General features: G+C 57.9%; 17 protein-coding genes and 6 pseudogenes. 10 read left to right on the forward strand and 13 right to left on the reverse strand.

The genetic code is table 11. From position 1 onward, the window contains the following. Positions 1-79: 79 nt before the first annotated feature. From NXT3_RS22635 to NXT3_RS22655, 4 genes are all read right to left on the reverse strand, one after another. Positions 80-1039, reverse strand: coding sequence for an aminotransferase class IV (locus NXT3_RS22635; RefSeq protein WP_423828002.1), 960 nt, complete (start codon positions 1037-1039; stop codon positions 80-82). A gap of 237 nt (positions 1040-1276) precedes the next feature. Beyond that, positions 1277-1810, reverse strand: a complete 534-nt coding sequence (locus NXT3_RS22640) for an Lrp/AsnC family transcriptional regulator (protein ID WP_234828175.1) — start codon at positions 1808-1810, stop codon at positions 1277-1279. A gap of 862 nt (positions 1811-2672) precedes the next feature. Continuing rightward, a complete protein-coding gene (locus NXT3_RS22650) occupies positions 2673-3887 on the reverse strand; it encodes a serine hydrolase domain-containing protein (RefSeq protein ID WP_104840539.1) in 1215 nt (404 codons plus the stop codon). A gap of 311 nt (positions 3888-4198) precedes the next feature. Then, positions 4199-5023: a transporter substrate-binding domain-containing protein gene (locus tag NXT3_RS22655; RefSeq protein ID WP_104840540.1), complete on the reverse strand. Its 825-nt coding sequence runs from the start codon at positions 5021-5023 to the stop codon at positions 4199-4201. Positions 5024-5546: 523 nt separating this feature from the next. Here NXT3_RS22655 and NXT3_RS22660 point away from each other — a divergent pair. From NXT3_RS22660 to tnpB (NXT3_RS22690), 7 genes and pseudogenes are all read left to right on the forward strand, one after another. Then, positions 5547-6257: a transposase gene (locus tag NXT3_RS22660; RefSeq protein ID WP_104840541.1), complete on the forward strand. Its 711-nt coding sequence runs from the start codon at positions 5547-5549 to the stop codon at positions 6255-6257. A 402-nt stretch (positions 6258-6659) separates the two neighbouring features. Next, positions 6660-7826: a M20 aminoacylase family protein gene (locus NXT3_RS22665; protein ID WP_104840687.1), complete on the forward strand. Its 1167-nt coding sequence runs from the start codon at positions 6660-6662 to the stop codon at positions 7824-7826. Positions 7827-7933: 107 nt separating this feature from the next. Continuing rightward, positions 7934-9078 (forward strand): annotated as a pseudogene (gene panC / locus NXT3_RS22670) (pantoate--beta-alanine ligase). Beyond that, a complete protein-coding gene (locus tag NXT3_RS22675; RefSeq protein ID WP_104840542.1) occupies positions 8984-10153 on the forward strand; it encodes a M24 family metallopeptidase in 1170 nt (389 codons plus the stop codon). The pseudogene panC and the gene NXT3_RS22675 overlap by 95 nt, the downstream one beginning before the upstream one ends. 116 nt (positions 10154-10269) lie before the next feature. Continuing rightward, positions 10270-10539 (forward strand): annotated as a pseudogene (locus tag NXT3_RS22680) (hypothetical protein); the annotation flags it as partial. 58 nt (positions 10540-10597) lie between these two features. Beyond that, positions 10598-10885 (forward strand): IS66-like element accessory protein TnpA, encoded by a 288-nt coding sequence (gene tnpA, locus NXT3_RS22685; protein WP_234828176.1) that lies wholly within the window; start codon positions 10598-10600, stop codon positions 10883-10885. Further along, complete coding sequence (tnpB, locus tag NXT3_RS22690) at positions 10882-11097, forward strand: IS66 family insertion sequence element accessory protein TnpB (protein WP_104840545.1); 216 nt, start codon at positions 10882-10884, stop codon at positions 11095-11097. Before tnpA (NXT3_RS22685) ends, tnpB (NXT3_RS22690) begins: the two co-directional genes overlap by 4 nt. Positions 11098-11295: 198 nt before the next feature. On the opposite strand, the gene NXT3_RS22695 is transcribed toward tnpB (NXT3_RS22690), so the two are convergent. From NXT3_RS22695 to NXT3_RS22730, 5 genes and pseudogenes are all read right to left on the reverse strand, one after another. Continuing rightward, on the reverse strand, positions 11296-11886 hold the full coding sequence (locus NXT3_RS22695) for a hypothetical protein (protein WP_234828177.1): 591 nt from the start codon (positions 11884-11886) through the stop codon (positions 11296-11298). 73 nt (positions 11887-11959) lie between these two features. Further along, positions 11960-12679 carry an IS21-like element helper ATPase IstB gene (gene istB, locus NXT3_RS22700; RefSeq protein WP_199773397.1) on the reverse strand — a complete coding sequence of 240 codons (720 nt, stop codon included), beginning with the start codon at positions 12677-12679 and terminating at the stop codon, positions 11960-11962. Between the two features lie 23 nt (positions 12680-12702). After that, positions 12703-14201: pseudogene (gene istA / locus NXT3_RS22705) on the reverse strand (IS21 family transposase). Positions 14202-14284: 83 nt separating this feature from the next. Beyond that, the gene (locus NXT3_RS22715; protein WP_234828178.1) at positions 14285-14755 is read right to left on the reverse strand and encodes a hypothetical protein; all 471 of its coding nucleotides are present in this window, start codon (positions 14753-14755) and stop codon (positions 14285-14287) included. Positions 14756-15247: 492 nt separating this feature from the next. Then, positions 15248-15498: pseudogene (locus NXT3_RS22730) on the reverse strand (IS110 family transposase); the annotation flags it as partial. Between NXT3_RS22730 and tnpC (NXT3_RS22735) the strand changes: the two are divergent. The 3 genes and pseudogenes from tnpC (NXT3_RS22735) to NXT3_RS32985 all read left to right on the forward strand — a co-directional run. Beyond that, positions 15497-16168: pseudogene (tnpC, locus tag NXT3_RS22735) on the forward strand (IS66 family transposase); the annotation flags it as partial. The pseudogenes NXT3_RS22730 and tnpC (NXT3_RS22735) sit on opposite strands and share 2 nt — an antisense overlap. Continuing rightward, positions 16162-16545, forward strand: a complete 384-nt coding sequence (locus tag NXT3_RS33355) for a M81 family metallopeptidase (protein ID WP_158665401.1) — start codon at positions 16162-16164, stop codon at positions 16543-16545. The pseudogene tnpC (NXT3_RS22735) and the gene NXT3_RS33355, both read left to right, overlap by 7 nt. Next, complete coding sequence (locus NXT3_RS32985; RefSeq protein WP_158665402.1) at positions 16506-16772, forward strand: M81 family metallopeptidase; 267 nt, start codon at positions 16506-16508, stop codon at positions 16770-16772. Before NXT3_RS33355 ends, NXT3_RS32985 begins: the two co-directional genes overlap by 40 nt. Here NXT3_RS32985 and NXT3_RS22745 read toward each other — a convergent pair. From NXT3_RS22745 to tnpA (NXT3_RS22760), 4 genes and pseudogenes are all read right to left on the reverse strand, one after another. Continuing rightward, a complete protein-coding gene (locus tag NXT3_RS22745; protein ID WP_104840547.1) occupies positions 16741-17304 on the reverse strand; it encodes a YecA/YgfB family protein in 564 nt (187 codons plus the stop codon). The genes NXT3_RS32985 and NXT3_RS22745 overlap by 32 nt on opposite strands. Further along, positions 17301-18032, reverse strand: a pseudogene (tnpC, locus tag NXT3_RS22750) (IS66 family transposase); the annotation flags it as partial. The gene NXT3_RS22745 and the pseudogene tnpC (NXT3_RS22750), both read right to left, overlap by 4 nt. Before the next feature lie 171 nt (positions 18033-18203). Next, positions 18204-18560 (reverse strand): IS66 family insertion sequence element accessory protein TnpB, encoded by a 357-nt coding sequence (tnpB, locus tag NXT3_RS22755; RefSeq protein ID WP_104840548.1) that lies wholly within the window; start codon positions 18558-18560, stop codon positions 18204-18206. Then, positions 18557-19012: an IS66-like element accessory protein TnpA gene (gene tnpA, locus NXT3_RS22760; RefSeq protein ID WP_104840549.1), complete on the reverse strand. Its 456-nt coding sequence runs from the start codon at positions 19010-19012 to the stop codon at positions 18557-18559. The genes tnpB (NXT3_RS22755) and tnpA (NXT3_RS22760) overlap by 4 nt, the downstream gene beginning before the upstream one ends. Positions 19013-19492 lie beyond the last annotated feature (480 nt).

Raw genomic sequence — 19492 nt, forward strand, 5'->3', positions numbered from 1 at the left:
TATCCACGTGCATCGGGTGCAAAAATGCGACGGCTCTTCCGCATAGCAGAGCCGTCGGCTTGGACGAGTATTGATCGAGTTACAGATAGGCTACCGGCGTCGACCAGCCCTTATCGAAATGCTTTTGCCAATACAGATCGGTAAGTTGGCGCGTTACCGGACCTACTTTTCCTGTGCCAACGGTGGAACTATCAATTCGAGTAACCGGCATGATGCCCCCGGCAGTCGAGGTGATGAACACTTCGTCCGCTTGGCTAAGCTCCTCACGAGGTAGGTCCGCGGCAGCAACTGCTACGCCGATTTCCTTGCATAGGTCGAATACCGTCTGGCGTGTAATCCCAGGCAGAACCCCAAAGGCTGGAGTCTTCAACTGACCGTTCTTGACAGTGAAAACATTAAAGCCCGGGCCTTCGGCAATGTTGCCATTGGTGTCCATAATAAGCGCGGTCTCGGCCCCAGCATCGTAAGCGTCGAAAAGGCCTTTCACCAGGTCAAGCCAATGGTAATTCTTGATTGTAGGATCCACTGAGTTTGGCGGGATTCGAACGGTTTCGCTTACGCCGACGTGCAAGCCTCGCTCCAGTTGTTCTTTGTTGGCTACAGAGCCGAAAGGCACAGCGAAGGCAATAAGCCGGTTCTCAGCGTCGCGCGGATCGCGACTAAATGTCGGTGAACCGCCGCGCGTGCATATCATCTCAACATAGGCTGATTTGTGGCCAGAAAGGGCGACGCAGTTCGACAGTATTCTCTCGACCTCATCTCGCTCGTAGGGCACCTTCATTCGGAGACGCTCCATTCCCCTGAAGAAGCGATCAAGATGAAGATCCAGTCTGAAGAAGCGCCCCTCCCAGACGTGGACGGTGTCGTAAGTAGCATCGGAGTGAAGGAATCCCCAGTCAAGGACCGAGACCTTCGCTTCTGACATTGGGAGATACTGCCCGTCCATGAAGGCGACGCCGTGAGGATAACGGCGCATATCTTTATGGCTAGGTTCGACTTCCGGAACGCCCACCATCGGCTCCGTCGTGGCAACTGTCATGTTTTCTTCCTCTAACCGTGGCTACGCCAAGATCTCTGCGCGCGTCTGACTTCATGCTGTCCCCCAGGGACTTCATGTACTTTCCACGCGCAAGCTTGTTGCTGTTAATCGTTCGCTCTATGGTTCCGTTAGATCTGGAACTGCTAAGGTGTGCATGAAGAACAAGAGGACCGAAGCCGCTTGTCCGGTCAATCCGGCACGCACTTATTCATTGCATCAAACTATGCGCATGCACGATCAAATCGCTGCCGCAAGCGCAATAGACACTTCAAAATACACCCTCAGTTGCGGTAAAAAAATCAGTGTGAATAGGCTTTGGACCAGAATACGAGGTTCGAACTTCACACGGTCGAGTGTGATCATGCTTCTAAACTTGCGAACGTTTGGATTGGTATAGAGCTTCGTCTTCACGAACACGTCGAACGCTTCGACGTCTTCTACTGCGACGATCAGAACGAAATCTGCATCTCCCGTGACCATGTAGCATTGGGTTACTTCTTTTGCGGCGCGCATAGCGCGCTTGAATTCGTCGACAAGATCTAGACGTTCCCGGTCTAATTCCACATTAACAACAACGGTCAGGGATTTCCCCAGAGCCTTAGGATCCACAAGCACAATGTCGGCAATTATCACACGGTCCGCTCGAAGCTTATTGACGCGCCGCATACACGAGGCTGCCGAAGAACCAACGAGCTCCGCCAGTTCCGCAAACGACAGTCTGTTGTTCTTTTGAAGTGCGGCGATGAGGCGTCGATCGAGATCATCCAGCATTATCTTGCAGCTCCAGTATTCGTTTTACCCGATCGGCAGCACCGAGGTAAACAGTTCAGCCATCTTAGCCCATGACTTTTTACGACGCACGCTCCAAATTCCGCCCGCAGGTGCAACGTACATTTCGCAAACGGGAGAGGTATGCAAGACAATAGCCCTGGGTTCTGGCGGATTCAATGACGGAAAGCTCGTCATCGGCCAACCGAAATGCAGGGGCTCTTCCCAATTCCATCCACGATGGACAATGAGCTCCGGTTTGGCTCGCGTCATTGCGCATCTCGTGGCGGGCCTGAAGCCGGAGATCAATGCAATGGATTTCTCCGTCAGCCGCGACGCCTGAGCTATTTCACTCGAAACGCCTGGGAGAACTGAACTATGATCGAACAGGTTTCAGCCACCAACGCGCTGGGCGCAATCGGTTCCTACGCGCAGGCGATCAAGGTCGGCGAATAGCTCTTCTTCTCCAGACAACCGCCGCTCAATTGAAGGGAATTGAGTTCTGGTGTTCTGTCGACCGGCCCAGCTAGAAATGCGTGCCGACTTACAAGTATTGTTAAATACTAGAATAACACCGCTCCACTCCGCGAAGTTTCTAGAAAGCGACAGATCATCACTGACGTCGGCCGGATGGAATGTGCTGAGGGAGATTGGCCAAGCCGGATGATTGCTATTTGTTACGGCCGCCCCGAACGAATTCTGCCGGCTGCCGCCATCCCAAAAGCGTTCACAACGTCCATTTCGAATGAGCCGGCCGCATCAAAGCAATCATGCCGAAAAACTGTATGGCCTCAATTCACACAAGCCTCGTTTCATAGGATTTCCTGTTGGCGATGCGAGCTGACCTTAGCCCGCTCGCCTGCCGCTATGCAGCAAGGATCCGGGCCAGGGCTAGCATCTGTGGCAGAGTAATCGGAACATTGCCGACGCTGGCCGGAACGGGATGCGACGCCAAGCGCGCAACCACCATGTCCACCTTAGGGGCAACATAGAGCAGTTGCCCGTGCATGCCTTGGCCCATATATGCGCCCAGCTCATCGTGTGTCACGACCCATTGCGTGCGATATTCGTAGCTACTGTTCTGCACGTCAGCTACTACCGACGCAGGCACCAGCTGCTTTCCGTTCCACTCGCCATTGCGCCGCATAAGCTCGCCGAAACGCGCCAGATCTCGTGCAGTTGCCGAAAGACCTGCACCGGCCATAGGCGTACCGGCGGAATCGACGAAGATGTATCCGTCTTCTTCGCAGCCCAGTGGAGCCCACAGTCGTTCATGCAAGAGTTCCGTAAACGAGCGCCCAGTCACGCGGTGCATTACCCAAGCCAGCGCATCCGTGTTCACGGTTTTGTAGTTCCAGGTTCCGCCGTGAACGCCTTCCTTGCGTATAGTGCAAACGTAATCAAACAAAGTCTGCGGCCCGTCTGAGCCAACCGGCCGAGGTCGCCAGCCGCAGGCGCGCGCATGCTCCCAGAAATGGGCGTGTTTATCGGTATACACTTCGCTGTAGTCTAGGCCTGTCCGCATGTCCATCACCTGGCGCAGCGTCGCGTCCTCGAATGCGCTGCCTCGCAGCTCCGGTACATAGTAAGCGAGCACCTTGGAGTCGTCGAGCACGCCTTCATATACGAGCGTCGCGGCGATGGTGCCAGCATATGACTTCGTAATTGAGTGCAACGCGTGCGGCAGGTGCGGCTCGAGCGCGCCGAAGTATCGCTCATAGACGATGCGGCCGCGATGCAGTACCACAATCCCGTCCGTGTAGGTATCGTAGAGCGCTTCATCGAAACGGAGCATGTGCCCGTTCGCATCAGAAAAGGTTAGCGCGTCGATGTCGGCGGCCCTGTCGCTGCGATCAAACGGTGCAGAGCCGCCCTGACCGCGCCACACGCTCACAGTCGGCACCAGCTCGCACATGTGCGACAGCGACCACCGCAGCTGCGGAAAATTTAGAAATTCGTCACTCTCGAATGTGATGCGCTTGTCATCGACTGGCGGCGAACCGCGCATCCAGCCGAGTTCATTCGGATCTGAAGCGCGACCATCGAGATATCGCTGTCCATTGAATTCAAACATGCCCATCGATAATCTTTCCGTGTTCATGTTGTAGGTTTATGCAACGATTCTTTTCTGACATGAGGCTTAGTAGCGTCTCATCTAAACTTGATATAGTCCGTCTGCCATTTCGTGTGCTAACAGGGAGTCACTATCCCTTTTCTTGGTATCGGGTGGCAGCTCTTATCCCGTCGCAAATGTGGGTTCCCCGTGAGGGCAACCCGTCACATCTAGCAACAAACCAGTATGAGGCAGAGCACCTCGGGTTCGACGTATCCTGATAACGCATGAGAATTTCTTCCTTTAGTGGGCAGAGTTTAATCTGCGCCGCGGCAGTGCTACCTTGGGGAAGTTTGGTCCGAGCCGTACCATTTGATCGACAGCTTGGAGAGCGAGCCGTCATCCTTCATGCTCTTGACGGCCGCCGCAATTTTCTCGCTGAATTCCTTGTCGCCATGAAGCACGGCGATTACCGCCGGCGCGGATACCAGTGGATCGCCGATTACTTTGAACGGGTAACCAGCTTTGATCATCGCTCTTGCATTCAGCTCCTCATCAAGAATGCCATGAAGACGAACGCCATCGCCTAGGCGGAGATCATCTGCTGAAGCAGCGGTAGACGGGTAGCTCTTAACCGCACTCGGCGTAAATTCGTACTTAATCGGTGGAGCGTTGTACATTTCGAGCGCGTGTTTAAGATAGGATTCCTCTGACGAACCTGCAGCAGCACCGATTACCTGCCCATCAAGGTCGGAAGACTTGGTCGCCTTGCTATCTTTGTGAACGACGGCAACAGTGTTGCCGTAGATGTACACGGCTGAAAAGTCGAATAGCTTGGCGCGGGGGGCTGTCGGCGTCATCTGTCCCATGGTGAGATCCCAACGACCGTCCCATTTTCCCGAGGCTACAATATCCCAGTCGGGCGTTACAAATTGCGCCTCGACGCCCATATACTTGGCAACGCCTTTAGCGACGTCGACATCAAAGCCGTCAAGTTGCCCCTTGTCGTTAATGAACGAGGCAGGGGGCCAGTCGGCGCTTGTCGCCACTGTCAGCGCCTCCTTGGCGAGAACGCGATCAAGTACTTCGCCCGCATGGGCGGAGCCTGAGCACGCAAGGACGATCGATGCAGTCGTTGTGAGCCTTCTTAAAAGCCTGTTCAACTTAGCTCCCCTTAGTTGTGTTGGTTGCCAGTACGCTAAAACTGCGATTTAGTGCACGTGATTTGATTGTTAACGCACAGCAATTGGCGGGTTGCGCCAAAATGGGGCGAACGCCGAAATAGTTGCTTCAAAAATGCCTTCTTTTGAAATGGTCCGGCATGGGGTCGCAGCGTTTTCAGGAGAACTGATCGTGCAATACAATGCGACTTCAACTGAGCTCTTAGATAAGGACCGTGAAGGCAGTAGCCAGTGGACGCTGCCTTAACGCAAGCGTAGGTTTCTCACACTTTCGGCTGGGCGCTTCAGCATGCTCTCCTGAGCGCTTCTGCCTTGCCGACGAAAGCGTCGTCCGTGAACTATCCGTGCGCCTCTGATAATGCTCTGTAATTTCAGCTTTCCTGCGGTGTAGTGTTGCAAGAAAGGCGCTCTCTGAGGGCGCTTTTCTTGCAATATGATTTTGCGGTTTTCTGCCTCGGCGCGGCGTGATTCACTGGCTTTAGCGGCGGTGAATCGAGGAGCGGCGATGTCGAGACCACGCGAGCGGCGCGAGACGGGAGAGCAGGACCTGTTCCGCGCCCGGCTGGATCAGATCATCAACATGACGCACGAACTGGTGCGGCTGGCGCAGACGATCGACTGGCCGGTCTTGGAGCGGCGCTTCGGTGAAGTCTATTGCGATGGCCCCGGCATGCCGCCGCTGCCGACGCGGCTGATGGCCGGGCTGGCGATCCTCAAGCATACGTTCAACCTGTCGGACGAGGAGCTGTGCGCCCGCTGGGGGGAGAACCCCTATTTCCAGTATCTCTGCGGCGAAGAATTCTTCCGCCACGACCTGCCCTTCGACCGCTCGTCGATGACGCGCTGGCGGGGCCGCATGGGCGAGGAGCGGCTGAGCGCGCTGTTGCAGGAAAGCCTGGCGGTTGCGGTCAAGACCGGGGCGATGCAGCCCTCCGACACGCGCCGGGTGATCGTCGATACCACCGTGCAGCCGAAGAACGTGATGTTCCCGACCGACGCGAAGCGGCGGCGCTCGGCCGTCGAGCCGGTCATCGGCCATCTCAAGGCCGAGCACCGCATGGGCCGCAACTATCTCGCCGGCGAACACGGCGACGCCATCAACGCCGTGCTGGCTGCCGCCGGCTACAACTTCTCGCTCCTCCTCAACTGGTTGAGGCAGCTTTTGTGGCTGCTGCTCGCCTGGCTGCTCGGGGGAGCGAACCCGCACGCCGCCTAAGTCCGCTTATTGTTCACGGCCGACGAAAGCCCTCCGTTGTGAGTTTGTTTCGCCAGTTCGATGACCTCTTGGCACCTGTCTGGATCCGCGGACACTTGCCGCAATGTACGCCGGCATGTTTGCAAGGGCGTAAAAAGCGACTTGCCCAGCTGTAGAATATGGGTGGCCCCTTTGTAAGCCGGTCAGGGCGTCACGGCTATTTCAAACTACCCCGCTTAATGGTCCAGGCGTTTCACGGAAAACATGCGATTGATCCCCAGTTCGCAAGCGGATGCGCAATTCTCCCGAAACATGATAGGCCAAATTTTTTACTTTCGGCCGATCCTCGGTTTTCGCGAATCGTCTCCTTTGCATTTAATATTAGAGGCGAACGGAGGTTCGGTTTCAATAAGGGCAACGAGCATGACCAACATTGCGAATTTCCAGCAGCTGAAACAAGAGGTTACTGAATGGCGCCGCTACCTTCATCAGAACCCCGAACTTGATTATCGGCTGCACAATACCGCGAGATTTGTTGCTGAAAAGCTCGCTTCCTTCGGTATCAATCACATCGAAACCGGGATTGCCGAAACTGGCATTGTCGCATTATTACAAGGGCAAGGAGGGGACGGGCCCACAATTGGATTGAGAGCGGATATGGACGCCCTGCCGATTACTGAGGCTTCTAGTAAGCCATGGTCGTCCACAGTTGATGGACACATGCATGCCTGCGGTCATGATGGTCACACCGCCATGCTTTTAGGTGCAGCAAAGTACTTGGCCGCCACACGCAACTTCAAAGGTACCGTCGCGCTTATTTTTCAACCAGCTGAAGAGGTGGAGCTTCCTTCGGGTGGCTTTAGAATGGTTCAAGAAGGAGTGATGGACCGTTTTAGGATATCCCAGGTGTACGGGATGCACATTGAGCCGGGTATGGACATCGGCAAGTTTGGTATCCGGTCCGGTCCAGTTATGGGCGCACAAGACGACTTCGATATCGTCATCAAGGGCAAAGGCGGGCATGCCGCATCTCCTCAAGAGACCGTGGACCCCGTAACGATAGCGGCGCAGATTATTTTAGGTCTCCAGACCCTTATCTCTCGAAAAACGGACCCCTTGGACTCGATCGTTCTATCAGTCACAAAACTGAAAGCTGCCCAAGCCTACAATATCATTCCAGATCAGGTCGAGATTTCAGGGACGGTCAGAACGCTGAAGTCAAGCCTGCAAGATTTTGCCGAACGAGAGATCCCTAAGATCGCCGAGGGAATTGCACGTGGCTTTGGTGCGGAAATAGAATTCAAGTATTTGCGGTCAGTGCCGGTTACTTACAACCATTCCGAAGAAACGAGGCATGCCGTTGCAGCGGCGCAGAGTTTGGTGGGCTCAAGTGCCGTGGACGAAGCCGTAAGGATTCAAATGGGTGCGGAGGATTTCTCCTACATGCTGCAGGCGAGGCCTGGCTCCTTCATATTTGTCGGCAATGGACCGACGGCTGCGTGCCATAACCCTGCCTTCGATTTCGATGACGAAGCGTTGCCGTACGGCATAGGGTACTGGGTAAAGTTAGTCGAAACTATCTTGGGGTGATAAATATCACCGCCGCTTTTCCGTGATGGGGCTGAGTGACCGCGCCAACGGCGCTTTCCCGATCAGACGGTGTCTTCCATACCGAGGCCCAGAGCAGGGTGACCTGAATGACCACCACGATCATTCGCAGCGTCGAAGAACTGCGCCGGACCGTCGGACGCTGGCGTCGCACCTATACGTGCGCAGCGGTCGTGCCTACCATGGGTGCATTGCATGAGGGGCATTTAAGATTGGTTCGTGCAGCCCTTTCCCAGGCCGAATGGGTCGTCGTTACACTCTTCATTAATCCGCGCCAGTTCAACAATGTCGATGATCTTACCGCCTGTCCACGGACCGAAGAGAGCGATTTTTTTAGGCTTCAAACTATCGGGGCACACGTTCTGTACGCCCCAGCCATTGAGGAAGTGTATTCGCCAGGCTTTGCCACGACGGTTCAAGTGGACAGTGTCTCGCAGGGGCTTTGCAGCGCATATCGCGCCGGACATTTCGAGGGGGTGGCAACGGTCGTAACCAAGCTTTTCCTCAAACGGCTGCCGATATCGCTTTCTTCCGGGAGAAAGACTTCCAGCAGCTTCATATCGTGCGCAGGCTGGTCCACGATCTCGATATTCCGATCAAGATCGTCGGCTGCCCAACTGTGCGCGACGTAGATGGGCTTGCCATGTCGTCACGCAATATGCGCCTTCCGGCTGTCGAACGCGAGATCGCCTCGACGCTCCCGGCGGTCCTCTTCGACACCGCCGATCAGCTGTCACGGGGTTTTCTTCCGCACGACGTCATCCCCGAGGCCAGGCGCCGACGTCGAAGCGCAGGCATTGATTATTTTGAACCGCGCTCGGAGGCCGACCTTTTGCCGCTTGACCACCTTGACAATCCGGCGCGGCTTCTGGTCGCGGCGACGCTTGGCCAAACACGCCTGATCGACAACGTCAAGGTTATTCCGTGGACAGAGCCGCCAACTGCAGTGGCCGTGCAGCCCCACCGGTTTTATGGAGCAGACCTAACCACAAATTCTGGCTGGCAGCAATGGATATCGCATTCAAACGCCGGTACCGTTGGTGGCGCCGGACGGCCGTTTCCCGCCAAACTAATCTTACGGACAATAGCTCAAACCCGTGAGGGCCCGAAAAATCTGGATGTCAACCAAGGAGTTAAAAATGCCCATCAGCAAAGGCCCCCAGGCCTTTCCACGAACAGAGTTCTTGCGCCGGATTTCCGCCGTAAAAGCAGAACTGGCACGACGGAACGTTGACGCGCTTGTGGTGTTCAACGCACACAACCTCACATATCTGACTGGATACACGACGCCCTCCGGCTATGTGCCGGAGGGACTCGTCGTGTCAGTTCACGAGGAAGAACCCACATTCATTCTGCGCCAAATGGATGCGCCCGCCGCAATTCACCAGACATTCATGTCACGCGAGAATATCATTCCGTATCCGGAAGAACTGATCGGTACTCCCGAAAAGGATGGCTATGATGCCATCATCGCATTCCTTCATGAAAAAGGGCTCGAAAAACGCGGCATAGCATTGGAGCTAGGGGACTTGCGCTTCCATGAGGTAACGAAATTCAAGACCCGCCTCCCGAACGCAAGGATTGAGGATTGTTCCAACCTGGTAACCTGGCTCCGAATAGTCAAGTCAGACCTTGAGGTCGCCGTTATGCGAGAGGCTGCAGCTATTACAGATGCGGCGATGATGCGGGCTGCCGAGGTTATGCGTGCGGGCGTTCGCGAGGCTGATGCTGTCGCCGAGATCGCCGCGACACTCGCGCGGGGAGCTAACGGACGGCCTGGTACCAATATTGCTGAAATCGCCTTCAACTCCTCTCCGCGAACAGGAACAGCTCACATTCCGTGGAGCGAGGATGTGCTCCGTGAGGGCTCACAGATTAATATCGAATTAGGAGGTGTCCGGCATAAGTATGCAGTCGGGCTCATGCGAACATTCTCGATTGGCAAGCCGTCGCAGCGTCTTCAACGAGTCCACGACGCGCACATTGCCGGGATGGACGCAGCGCTGGAAGCGATCCGGCCTGGAAACACTTGCAGCGACGTCGCAAACGCATTTTATCGCGTTTATGAAAGGCTCGGCTACAGAAAAGAATCTCGCTGCGGTTACGCTAACGGCATCGGTTGGCTCGAGCCGACCGCAAGTTTCCAAAAAGGCGATATGACGGTATTGAAGCCAAACATGACCTTTCACCTCATGCTGGGCAACTGGTTCGACGAGGATTTCGGCTACATGATTAGCGAATCAATTCGCGTAACTGAATCGGGCGTCGAGGTGCTGACCAAAACGCCCCGCAAACTCTTTGCCCTTTGAACGCCCGTTTATTCGAGGGGCCGCAACGACTGCCGTTCAAGCCGGATAGTTTGAGTTTGGAACAGCCTGGGTAACACTGCCATCATCGGCAAAAACAATGAGCTTGCGAGCCGGGCGCGAGCGTGTCGGCGATCGCCCATCGGATCGGCATTCGTCCGTCGCAGCTCTTCGCCTGGCGTCGTGACGCTCTGGACCATGCCTCCTCGCAGCGTTCGGCTGGCGAAGTCGCCTCGGTGCGCCCGGTTGCCCCGGTGATCGAGGTTGTCATTGGCGACATTGTCGTACGCGCCGGCGCAGATGTGTATCCCTCCGGCGGGGGACCGCCTTGCGAAGTTCCGCTTATCCGTGAGTCTGCGCTCTTAAGAGTGGACTTAAGAGCGCACTGAGCAATTCATGGGACATGCAGTTTTGCTGACCGGACCAGAGCGGCGGCGGCGAGGGTCGTTGGAAGATCGCGCGCAGATACTGGCGGAGGCTTTCGCGCCAGGCGCGGTGGTTTCTGAAGTCGCACGTCGCTTCGAGGTTTCGACTGGTCTGATCTACACCTGGCGGCGGCAAGCTTTGGTCCAGCAGGCCGAGCCCGCCTTTGTCCCAGCTAAGCTTGCCGACCCAGTCAGCAGTGACGCGGTCGAACTGGCCATGGCGGTGGACTTCCCGAACGGCGTCAAGGTGAGAATTGGCTCAGGAGCGCCCTGCGACCTGGCAGCCGCGATCATGCGAGCGCTCAAATGATCCCGATCACTTCCGGGGTGCGGGTGTGGATCGCGAGCGGTCACTGCGACATGCGCAAGGGCATGCAGGGTCTGGCTCTGCTGTTGCAGGAGGGCCTCGGCCGCGATCTTTTTGATGCGTCGAGCGAGATTATGTGGCGGAGGCCGTCTCGGCGCCAGCCGAGGCCTGCCAAATCTGGAATTCTCCGTCACATAATCTCGCTCGACGCATAAGAATGGTTATGTAGCGCGCCACATAACCATTCAACGGTGCGCTTTACGTCTTCCGGGCCAAACGAGCACAGTGCGTTTCATAATGCATCCCTCTGTTAGAGTCCGGGCAATCGAACAACCTTATCGTATTGATAGTCCTCGTAAAACTTGGCCGGCGATCAACTACACCCTGCACCCCTATCCGGACGGACTCTGAGGTTAGCGCTTAGACGGGGACCATCCACTGTGAGCCCGGCAAGATTGAGTTGCGGGCAATATTCCTTTCTTCGCAAGGCTCTTCGCCGATCCGACACAGATGCCGAGTGTCTCGGCCGCCTTCGTTAGACTAACCATCGGTACGTCCACTTTGGCGGCATCATATTCGGGAATTCTCAGGCGCTCGCGCATTTCGCGAACTCGCACAATCGTCCAGCTCTCGCCATCACCAGTCTTGCAAAGCATCCGATTGCGAGACACCGCGAGTTCCCGATCTGGCCAATGTCCGCCCAGCTTTCGCAACGCCTCGACGGCCGATGGTGCGAGCTCGGCAGGATATCTGCCGGTCTTGACGCGCGCCACGCGCACCTCAGTGTGCCAACCGCCGGTCCAATGGATCGAGAGCACCGCCTCGTTCGTCGCATCATCGAGATCGCAAATAATCTCCTGAACCAGAATGTGGATGAGCCGCTGCTTTGTTCGCGTATCAGTGGAGGGCGCATTCCATACGGTCGGCAAATTGCGCATTCCGATGAAGCCGGCCATTGATTCCGAAACGAAGCCGGCCACCCATTCCGATTTCATTCCGGCCATGATTCCGATCTGAAGCCGGCCAGTCGATGCTCCCCTGGGTCTTTGTGTTGAATGGCTCTTGATTGCCGCGCGGTCAAGCGGCGGATGGGGTCTGGCGCTGCTTTCGCAAGCTCTCGCCTGACAGTTCGATGCGGTAGGCATTGTGGACGATGCGGTCGAGGATGGCGTCGGCGAGCGTCGGATTGCCGATCATGTCATACCAGTGATCGACGGGCACCTGGCTGGTGACGATGGTGGATCGCTTCTCGTAGCGGTCCTCGATGATTTCCAGGAGATCGCGACGCTGCTCGTCGTTGAGCTTCTCGGGACCCCAATCGTCGAGAATGAGCAGGTCGGTTCTGGCGAGTGCCTTGAGGACTTTCGGGTAGCGGCCGTCGCCGCGCGCGAGCGCAAGGGTGGCGAACAGCCTGGGCAGGCGATGATAGGCCACGGAGAAGTCCTCGCGGCATGCTTTGTGTCCGAGCGCGCAGGCCAGCCAGCTCTTGCCGACGCCGGCAGGCCCGATCAGCAGAAGACTGTGATGTTGCCTAATCCAGTCGCAGCCGGCGAGCTTCAGGAACAGATTGCGGTCGAGGCCGCGAGCGGCGCGAAAGTCGATGTTCTCGACCTGGGCGTCATGGCGGAGCCTGGCGGCACGGGCTCTCGCCTCGAAGCGTTTCTGGCGGCGCGCGGTCGTTTCCCGTTCGAGCAGGATCGTGAGCCATTCACCGTGCTCGAGCTGCCTCGCCTCCGCTTGGGCCTCAAGCTCGTGATAGGCGCTTGCCATGCCGGAGAGGCCGAGCTCGCGCAGCATGTCGATGGTGGGATCTTGTCTCCTCAATGAAAGTAGCCGGGGCCGCGCAGGTTTGCGTGTTCCATGACGGCGGCGGGTTCGGTGGAATGCCTGTTGGACTTGTGTGTGGCGATGAGCGCAGTGATGGTCTTGCAGGTCAGGCCGCCGATCTCGACGGCGCGTGCCGACACGGCCTCGGCGCGATCACGAGGAATCTCGCGATAGAGGCGCAGGATGCCGAGGCATGTTCTGAAGCCCTGTTCGGGATGCGGCCGGCTGGCGAGGATTGCGGTGATCAGCCCCTCCGATGGACGCAGCCCAACGCCGGAAGCGATCCGGCGTCCACTCGGCGTAGCGCCGATGCGCGCTCGGCATGTGCACGGGGTCCGTCCCAAAACGCGGGCCCCATAGCGGCGCTGATGCGCGGCGACGCGCTTGCCACGGTGGAATATCTCGATCATCCGGGCAGTGGCGCGGATATCGACCTGCTGGCGGATGAGGCCGTGCGGGACGGAATAGAAGAAGCTCTTGAACTCGACATGGTAATCCGTCGAGACCCGTGCCAAGCGCCATTCGGCGAACTCATAGTCCTCGGCGGGCAGGCTTGCGAGTGCTGGGCGTTCGACCGTTTCGAAGAGATGCCGGCGGCTGACGCCAAGCCGTCGCATGACATGATCGTTGATGCGCGCGAGCATCTCGGCGATTGCGGCATTGGCCTCGGCGAGCGAGAAGAAGGTCTGCTTGCGCAGGCGGCCGAGAATGCAGCTCTGGGCGAAGCGCACGGCGTTCTCGACCTTGGCCTTGTCCTTCGGTCGTCGCGGTCGCGCCGGCAGAACGCCGACGCCGTAGTGAGACGCCATCATCCCGTAGCTGCGGTTGATCTCGGGATCATGGAAGCTGGCCCGGTTGACGCCAGACTTCAGGTTATCGGGCACGATCAGCCGGGGCACGCCGCCGAAGAAGGCGAACATGCGCACATGCGAGCCGATCCAGTCCGGGAGCGTCTGGGTCCAGGTGGCCTCGGCGAACGTGTAGCTCGACGCGCCGAGCACACCGACGAACAGTTCCGCCTCGCGAACCTCGCCGGTCTTGCGATCGACGATCGGCACCCTTTTGGCGGAATAGTCCACGAAGGCCTTGTCGCCGGCCGCGTGCTCCTGGCGCATCGTTGGCGAAAGACGCTGCTCGAAGCCGCGGACAGTTCGCAGAAGCGACTATAGCCGTACCCGTCGGGGTGGACGCTGCGGTATTCCTCCCAGAGGATAAGTAGCGTGACGCCCGGCTTCTTCAACTCGATGGAGAGCTCGGCCCAAACAGGCTCTTGGCGTCGCCGCTGGCCCTGTTTGACCCCGGCGCGAGCGAAAAGCCGATGCTCGAGCGCGTCGTCGGTCAGTTCTCCCGGCAGTGGCCAGGTCAGCCCCGCCATGGCCGCCCGCTTCAGATTATCCTGCATGGTGCTGCGCGCAACACCGAGCATCACCGCGATCTCGCGGCTGCTTGTTCCACTTCCGGCAAGCCGGAGCATCTGTCGTAATTGTCTCATGGTCAGCCTTCTCTTCGCCGGCATCAAACTCTCCTCGTGTACCGGGAGGCTTGATGCCAAAGTTGCTGACCCAGGGGGTATCGTCAGAGCCGGAAACTGGCCGACAATTGATCGGAATCGTGGCCGGCTTCAAATCGGAACGGTGGCCGGTAATTGATCGGAATGCCGGCCGGCTTCACGTCGGAATCCGCAGGCATATCCTGGGCAAGCTGCAGGAGCCGGCCATGATCGATGACTGGTCGCGCTGCTGACAGCCCGGTCAGTTCCTTGATCTTGCGCTCAAGCACGCCTACACGCTCCAAGGCATCATTCCATCGAGCCTCCAGTTCGCGTGCAAGATGCCGCTTGGCCGGATCAACAAGCTCATACCTGCGACTGGCCAGCAACGCCTCGCGGCGGGCGCCCTCAAGGTCCCGCTCAACTGCTGCGATGATATCTCTTTGAGACCGCTCGACCTGATCCGAGGCGAAGATCGCGGCCTCGACGGCCGGTCCGACACCGCCTCCAAAATCTGCGTTCCATGCTGTCTGAGCCAGAGCGGCCCAGGTCGTCATCGATTACGGTTACGGATGCAAAGCCGGCTGCTGCGGCGGCTGCAGCCAGATCATACTGCCGGCGCTGGCTCTCGAGATTGCCTGTCACTTGCGCCATAGTTGACTGACGGACATAGACTACCGCGGCGCGGCCGAGATGGTCAGACGTGATCTTTGTGTTCATCTGCGCCTCCCGTCTTCGCCGTCCTGTTCACCTCCAAAGCTTCCAGCAGAAGTTCCGCCAGCGCTTCCACCAACCCTTTGACATTCTTGACCGGAACCTGAGGATTTTGACGCTCCAGCTGTAGGACGAGCTGGTCGCGCCGCAATAGCTCTCATCGAACATCCAGTTCGGCAACTCACGTGAAAGATCCGGCCGCTCGTCCGTATAGATCGACATCAGCCTCTTGCCGCGCCGATAAGGCGAGATCTGCACCTTTCTCCCGAACAGGGGATGCCAAGGATATGCGATCGTCGCAAAACGAAAACCGTATGCAGAATGTTGGTAATTGGAACGAAGGGCTTCACGTAGGACGGGTTAATCAGCCTGATCTCATGGCCCAGCTTGCCGATCTCCCGCCCCAATAATGGGCGCTGGCGCAGGCTTCCATTGCGACGACACAAATGGGAAGGTTGGCAAAGAACGCAAGCAATCTTCCGCGGTTCAACTTCTTGCGCAGAGCAACTCTTCCGTCGGGGCCAGCGCCGTGAATCTGGAACACGTTCTTTGCCAGATCCAAGCCGATGATGCTAATCTCATTCATGGACGTCCTCCTTGCAGGTCCTAAGCACACCCGCATTCTGGCACAATTGATGCCGTCGGGGGGCGTCCACTCCACCGGCTATGCCGCCTATAACAAGCTGGTCCGCTCCGATGGCGGCAATGACGGCGTCACATTGGCTGGCTGCTGGTCACACAGTCGGCGCAAGTTCTATGAGCTGCATGTCGCGGAAAGCTCGAAGATCGCAACGGCGACGGCCGAGCGGATGGCGAAGCTCTGGCAGGTCGAGGAGACCGTGCGCGGGCAAAGCCCTGAGGCGCGTGTCGCGGTGCGTCAGCAAACCTCCGCCGCGATCGTCGCCGAGCTCTTCGGCCTCTGGCAGAAGACCCTGCCGCGGATCTCCGGCAAATCGAAGCTTGCCGAGGCGATCCGCTATCCCATCTCGCGGCGCGCCATCTTCGAGCGCTTCCTGACCGACGGCCGCATCGAGCTCGACTCCAACATCGTCGAGCGAGCAATCCGGCCCCAGGCAATCACACGCAAGAACTCGCTCTTTGCCGGCAGCGACGGCGGCGGCAGAAGCTGGGCGACCATCGCGACACTGCTGCAGACGGCAAAAATGAACAACGTGGATCCGCTCGCCTCGCTCACGCAAGCGCTCGAGCGCATTGGCTGGCCGAGCAGCGAAATCGAAGCGCTCATGCCGTGGAACTTACGCCGGCTGAACGGCCTCGGCTTGCCGCTTACCTCACAGGCGGTATTGCTCAAGAATCTCATAGCTTCAACCCCATCCTCACCGATCGCCAACGCTTTACGATCATCGAAGGTCACGACGCCGTCGAGCGCAATCGAGGTGCAAACTCCACATTCGGAGGCGTAGTTGATTCTGCGTACGAAGCAGGCGTTGAGCTGATCGTCCCGACGCTATTTCGAGCTCAATCAGGAGGACCTGTCGAGGATGCTGTTTTAACGAAGTTTGCGACATCATGGTCGCTGCAGCAGAAAGGCGATTTTGACGCCATAATTCTTTCTTCCGTTGCATGGGGGGAATGGTCACCCAGGCCTTTGCCGATCCAGAAGGGGTATTGATTGAGCAACTGAGAAAGGTTGTTGGCGACGATGCCCCCATATCGGCAGCTTTCGACCTTCATGCTCATGTGAAAGAAAGCACGGTTGAGCACCTGGATTTCTTGTCAGGATATCTGACCAACCCCCACGAAGACCGTGAGCGCGACGAACAGCCCACTGCTTTCGGCGTTGACGGAACGGCAATAGCGCTTTTTCTCAGAACTTCTGCTTCGCCCGCTTCGGCATAAAATAGGTTCGGATATTGACGAGTGCTTCGGCGACCTCAGCAGCATCCTGGCGGGTCGCTTTCCGTTTTGCCTCGCCGAGCTTGCGGATGGGCGCGACGATATCGCCAGTGGCGGCATGACCTCGAAGGACGGGCTGCCAAAGCTTGGGCGCGTACCTTGTGCCGAGCAGAAAGCACAGGTCCCAATCGAATGGATCAAAGGTCTGATCATCGATCTTGGTGAACCTGGGCCGATGGTCTTTCGGCGTTTCGGCGAGGCTTGCCGATATCCGGTTGTATTCCGCAACGATGGTCTGCACGGCCCGATGCTCGGTTGTTTCCATTGGCAGGTTCAGGGCCTCTGGGCCAATCAGCTCCGGGATCCACTGACGTGGGTCGATAAATCTCGGGCCGATGACGAGCGCCGTGAGATAGCCATCGAGACCGCTCATCGACCAGATCGGCGACACGGGACGACGCGCCCTGATGAAGGCTTCGAACGCCTCGTCATCGAGCTTCGGTCGTGTCGTCGTCGCTTGGCTGTTCTGTGTCATGCCGCCCGTCGCTCCCGATCTGCAATGTCCTCGCGTTCCGCCTTCCAAGTCCACGGCAAGAGGCTTTCCATCCGGTCGGCCTTCACTTTGCCGGAGATGATGCGTTCCAGCACATCGGCAAGCCATTTTTCAGGATCCACGCCGTTCAGCTTCGCTGTGTTGACGAGCGATGCCAGGACCGCGAAGGACTTGCCGCCGCGTTCGTTGCCCACGAACAACGAGTTCTTCCGCGTCAGAGCCACCGATTTCATCGAACGCTCGACCACATTGGAGTCCACTTCGATCCGGCCATCCTCCAGGAAGACTGCCAACCCGCTCCAGTGGTTGAGCGCGTAGGAGACGGCCTTGCCAAGCGCCGATTTCGACGACACCTCTTCGCCCAGTTCGGTGAGTTGGGCCTTGAGTTCGCTCATGACGGGCGCTGCCTCGCGACGTCGGACCACCAGCCGGGTATCGGCGCTTTCACCGCGCAGTCTCGCTTCGATACGATAGATCTCGGCAATCCTGGCAAGGATCGACGGGGCCTCAGCAGACCCGGTCATCTTGACGACTTCGACGAACTTGCGTCGGGCATGGGCAAGGCAGAAGGCCAGTCGCATCGGGGCGACATTGCTCTTCCCCCGGCGCTTGGCCAAAGTTTTAGAGGCTTGGTATCCATCGACCTGAAGCACGCCGGCAAACGACGACAATTGCCCCTCGATCTCGCGAGCGCTGCGGCTTTCGGCAAAAAAGAGCTGCCGCTCCAGGAAGGCAACGCGCGCTTTGAGATCGGCATTCTCTGCATCGAGCGAGAGAATGATCCGGCTCAATTGCGCGGCATCCTGAGGCAAGGGGGTGGGTCGAAGCGGCATGGCAGACCCTAGCACACAAGCCTGAATCTGCAAGCAAATCCAATAGGATCAGCCTGCTTTTGAGGGCCTCCTCACCGCGTTTCGTTTGACGCGCGTCCAGTCAATACCGGCCAGCAAAAGCGCGAACTCCTGGCTACTCATCTGCATCGCGCCATCGCGGATCGGCGGCCAAACGAACTTGCCCGCCTCCAGCCATTTCGTTGCCAGGATCATGCCTGATCCATCCCAATAAATGCAGCGAAGGCGATCGAGACGCTTGGCGCGGAACACGAACACATCGCCACAGTAGGGATCGGCCGCAAGCGCTGACGCCACCAGGGCCACAAGCCCATTCATCCCACGCCGGAAGTCGACGGGCTGCGTCGCCACCAAGATCTTCACGCCATTCGGCGAAAGTCCGATCACCGGCGCCCTCGCAAAGCCGCCACGATCGCCTGAGCCAACTCGGGCGCCACTGAGCCGAACACGGTCATCCGCGCGCCAGCAATCTCGATCTCAATTCGACCGGAATCCGACGACGCGCTCTGGGGAGGCGTTCGTTCTCCAACCACTGTCACCGGCACGAACATGGCCTGCTGTGCGCCGGCTTGCGCGGATCGTCGAGAGGTCAGCCCGGCTTCGCGGCGCCAGACATTCAGCAAGCCGCGATTGACGCCCCAGCGCCGGGCGACGGCCGAGATGTTCACATCGGGTTCTGCGCTTTCGGCAAGGATCCGCGCCTTCTCTTCGTCCGTCCAATTCCGCCGCTGGCGCCGACCGGTGATCACCTCGATCCGACGATACTTTCCCTCATGCCTGGCTTCATGCATGCCTTCATCTATGACTTCAAGCATGGCATCAGCGCGATCTCCAACCATCCCGTTCCACTCCCGTCGATGAAGGAGCTTATCTCGCTGCCGCAATCACAAAAGGAAAGGTGGGGTGTTCGTCGCGCTCACCGAAGACCAATCGGCCACGGCTAAACGTGCATTCCAAGCAACAATGCAGATCTTAGACGGTTTGTTCAACCCTGTTCTCGCCGCGACCTTTCTACCGATGCTGACTCTTGCAACGATACCACGATGGCTGGCCCGCTCCTCGAAATGCGCACGCGCAGAATGCGATCAGAGGGGGTAAGGTCCGGGACAAGCTTAGGTCGGGTGGCAACAGTGGACGCACCAGGTTTGACTTCTTATCGCTTGGATCAGTTTCCGTGGCAGCAGGCGCGTCCACTGCACCCACTCGATCAAATGAATATGCCCCACGACAGTTCACGCGTCGTCGCAAGTGAGCGGAACGAGGGGCCGCCCCCTGTGAACGAGTCCGCTAAAGATACTGCTTCTCACTGAATTCGAATT

The organism is Sinorhizobium fredii, from assembly GCF_002944405.1.
GTDB lineage: Bacteria > Pseudomonadota > Alphaproteobacteria > Rhizobiales > Rhizobiaceae > Sinorhizobium > Sinorhizobium fredii_C.

Bases quoted from the DNA above. Each gene is read 5' to 3' on its own strand.
- istB (WP_199773397.1), bottom strand. From the start codon at position 12,679: ATGCTGCGCGAGCTCGGCCTCTCCGGCATGGCAAGCGCCTATCACGAG.
- tnpA (WP_104840549.1), bottom strand. From the start codon at position 19,012: ATGGTTGGAGATCGCGCTGATGCCATGCTTGAAGTCATAGATGAAGGC.
- NXT3_RS22640 (WP_234828175.1), bottom strand. From the start codon at position 1,810: ATGCTGGATGATCTCGATCGACGCCTCATCGCCGCACTTCAAAAGAAC.
- NXT3_RS22665 (WP_104840687.1), top strand. From the start codon at position 6,660: ATGACCAACATTGCGAATTTCCAGCAGCTGAAACAAGAGGTTACTGAA.
- NXT3_RS22715 (WP_234828178.1), bottom strand. From the start codon at position 14,755: ATGACGACCTGGGCCGCTCTGGCTCAGACAGCATGGAACGCAGATTTT.
- NXT3_RS22650 (WP_104840539.1), bottom strand. From the start codon at position 3,887: ATGGGCATGTTTGAATTCAATGGACAGCGATATCTCGATGGTCGCGCT.
- NXT3_RS32985 (WP_158665402.1), top strand. From the start codon at position 16,506: ATGGTCACCCAGGCCTTTGCCGATCCAGAAGGGGTATTGATTGAGCAA.
- NXT3_RS22745 (WP_104840547.1), bottom strand. From the start codon at position 17,304: ATGACACAGAACAGCCAAGCGACGACGACACGACCGAAGCTCGATGAC.
- NXT3_RS22675 (WP_104840542.1), top strand. From the start codon at position 8,984: ATGCCCATCAGCAAAGGCCCCCAGGCCTTTCCACGAACAGAGTTCTTG.
- tnpB (WP_104840545.1), top strand. From the start codon at position 10,882: ATGATCCCGATCACTTCCGGGGTGCGGGTGTGGATCGCGAGCGGTCAC.
- NXT3_RS22635 (WP_423828002.1), bottom strand. From the start codon at position 1,039: ATGACAGTTGCCACGACGGAGCCGATGGTGGGCGTTCCGGAAGTCGAA.
- NXT3_RS22695 (WP_234828177.1), bottom strand. From the start codon at position 11,886: ATGGCCGGAATGAAATCGGAATGGGTGGCCGGCTTCGTTTCGGAATCA.
- NXT3_RS22660 (WP_104840541.1), top strand. From the start codon at position 5,547: ATGTCGAGACCACGCGAGCGGCGCGAGACGGGAGAGCAGGACCTGTTC.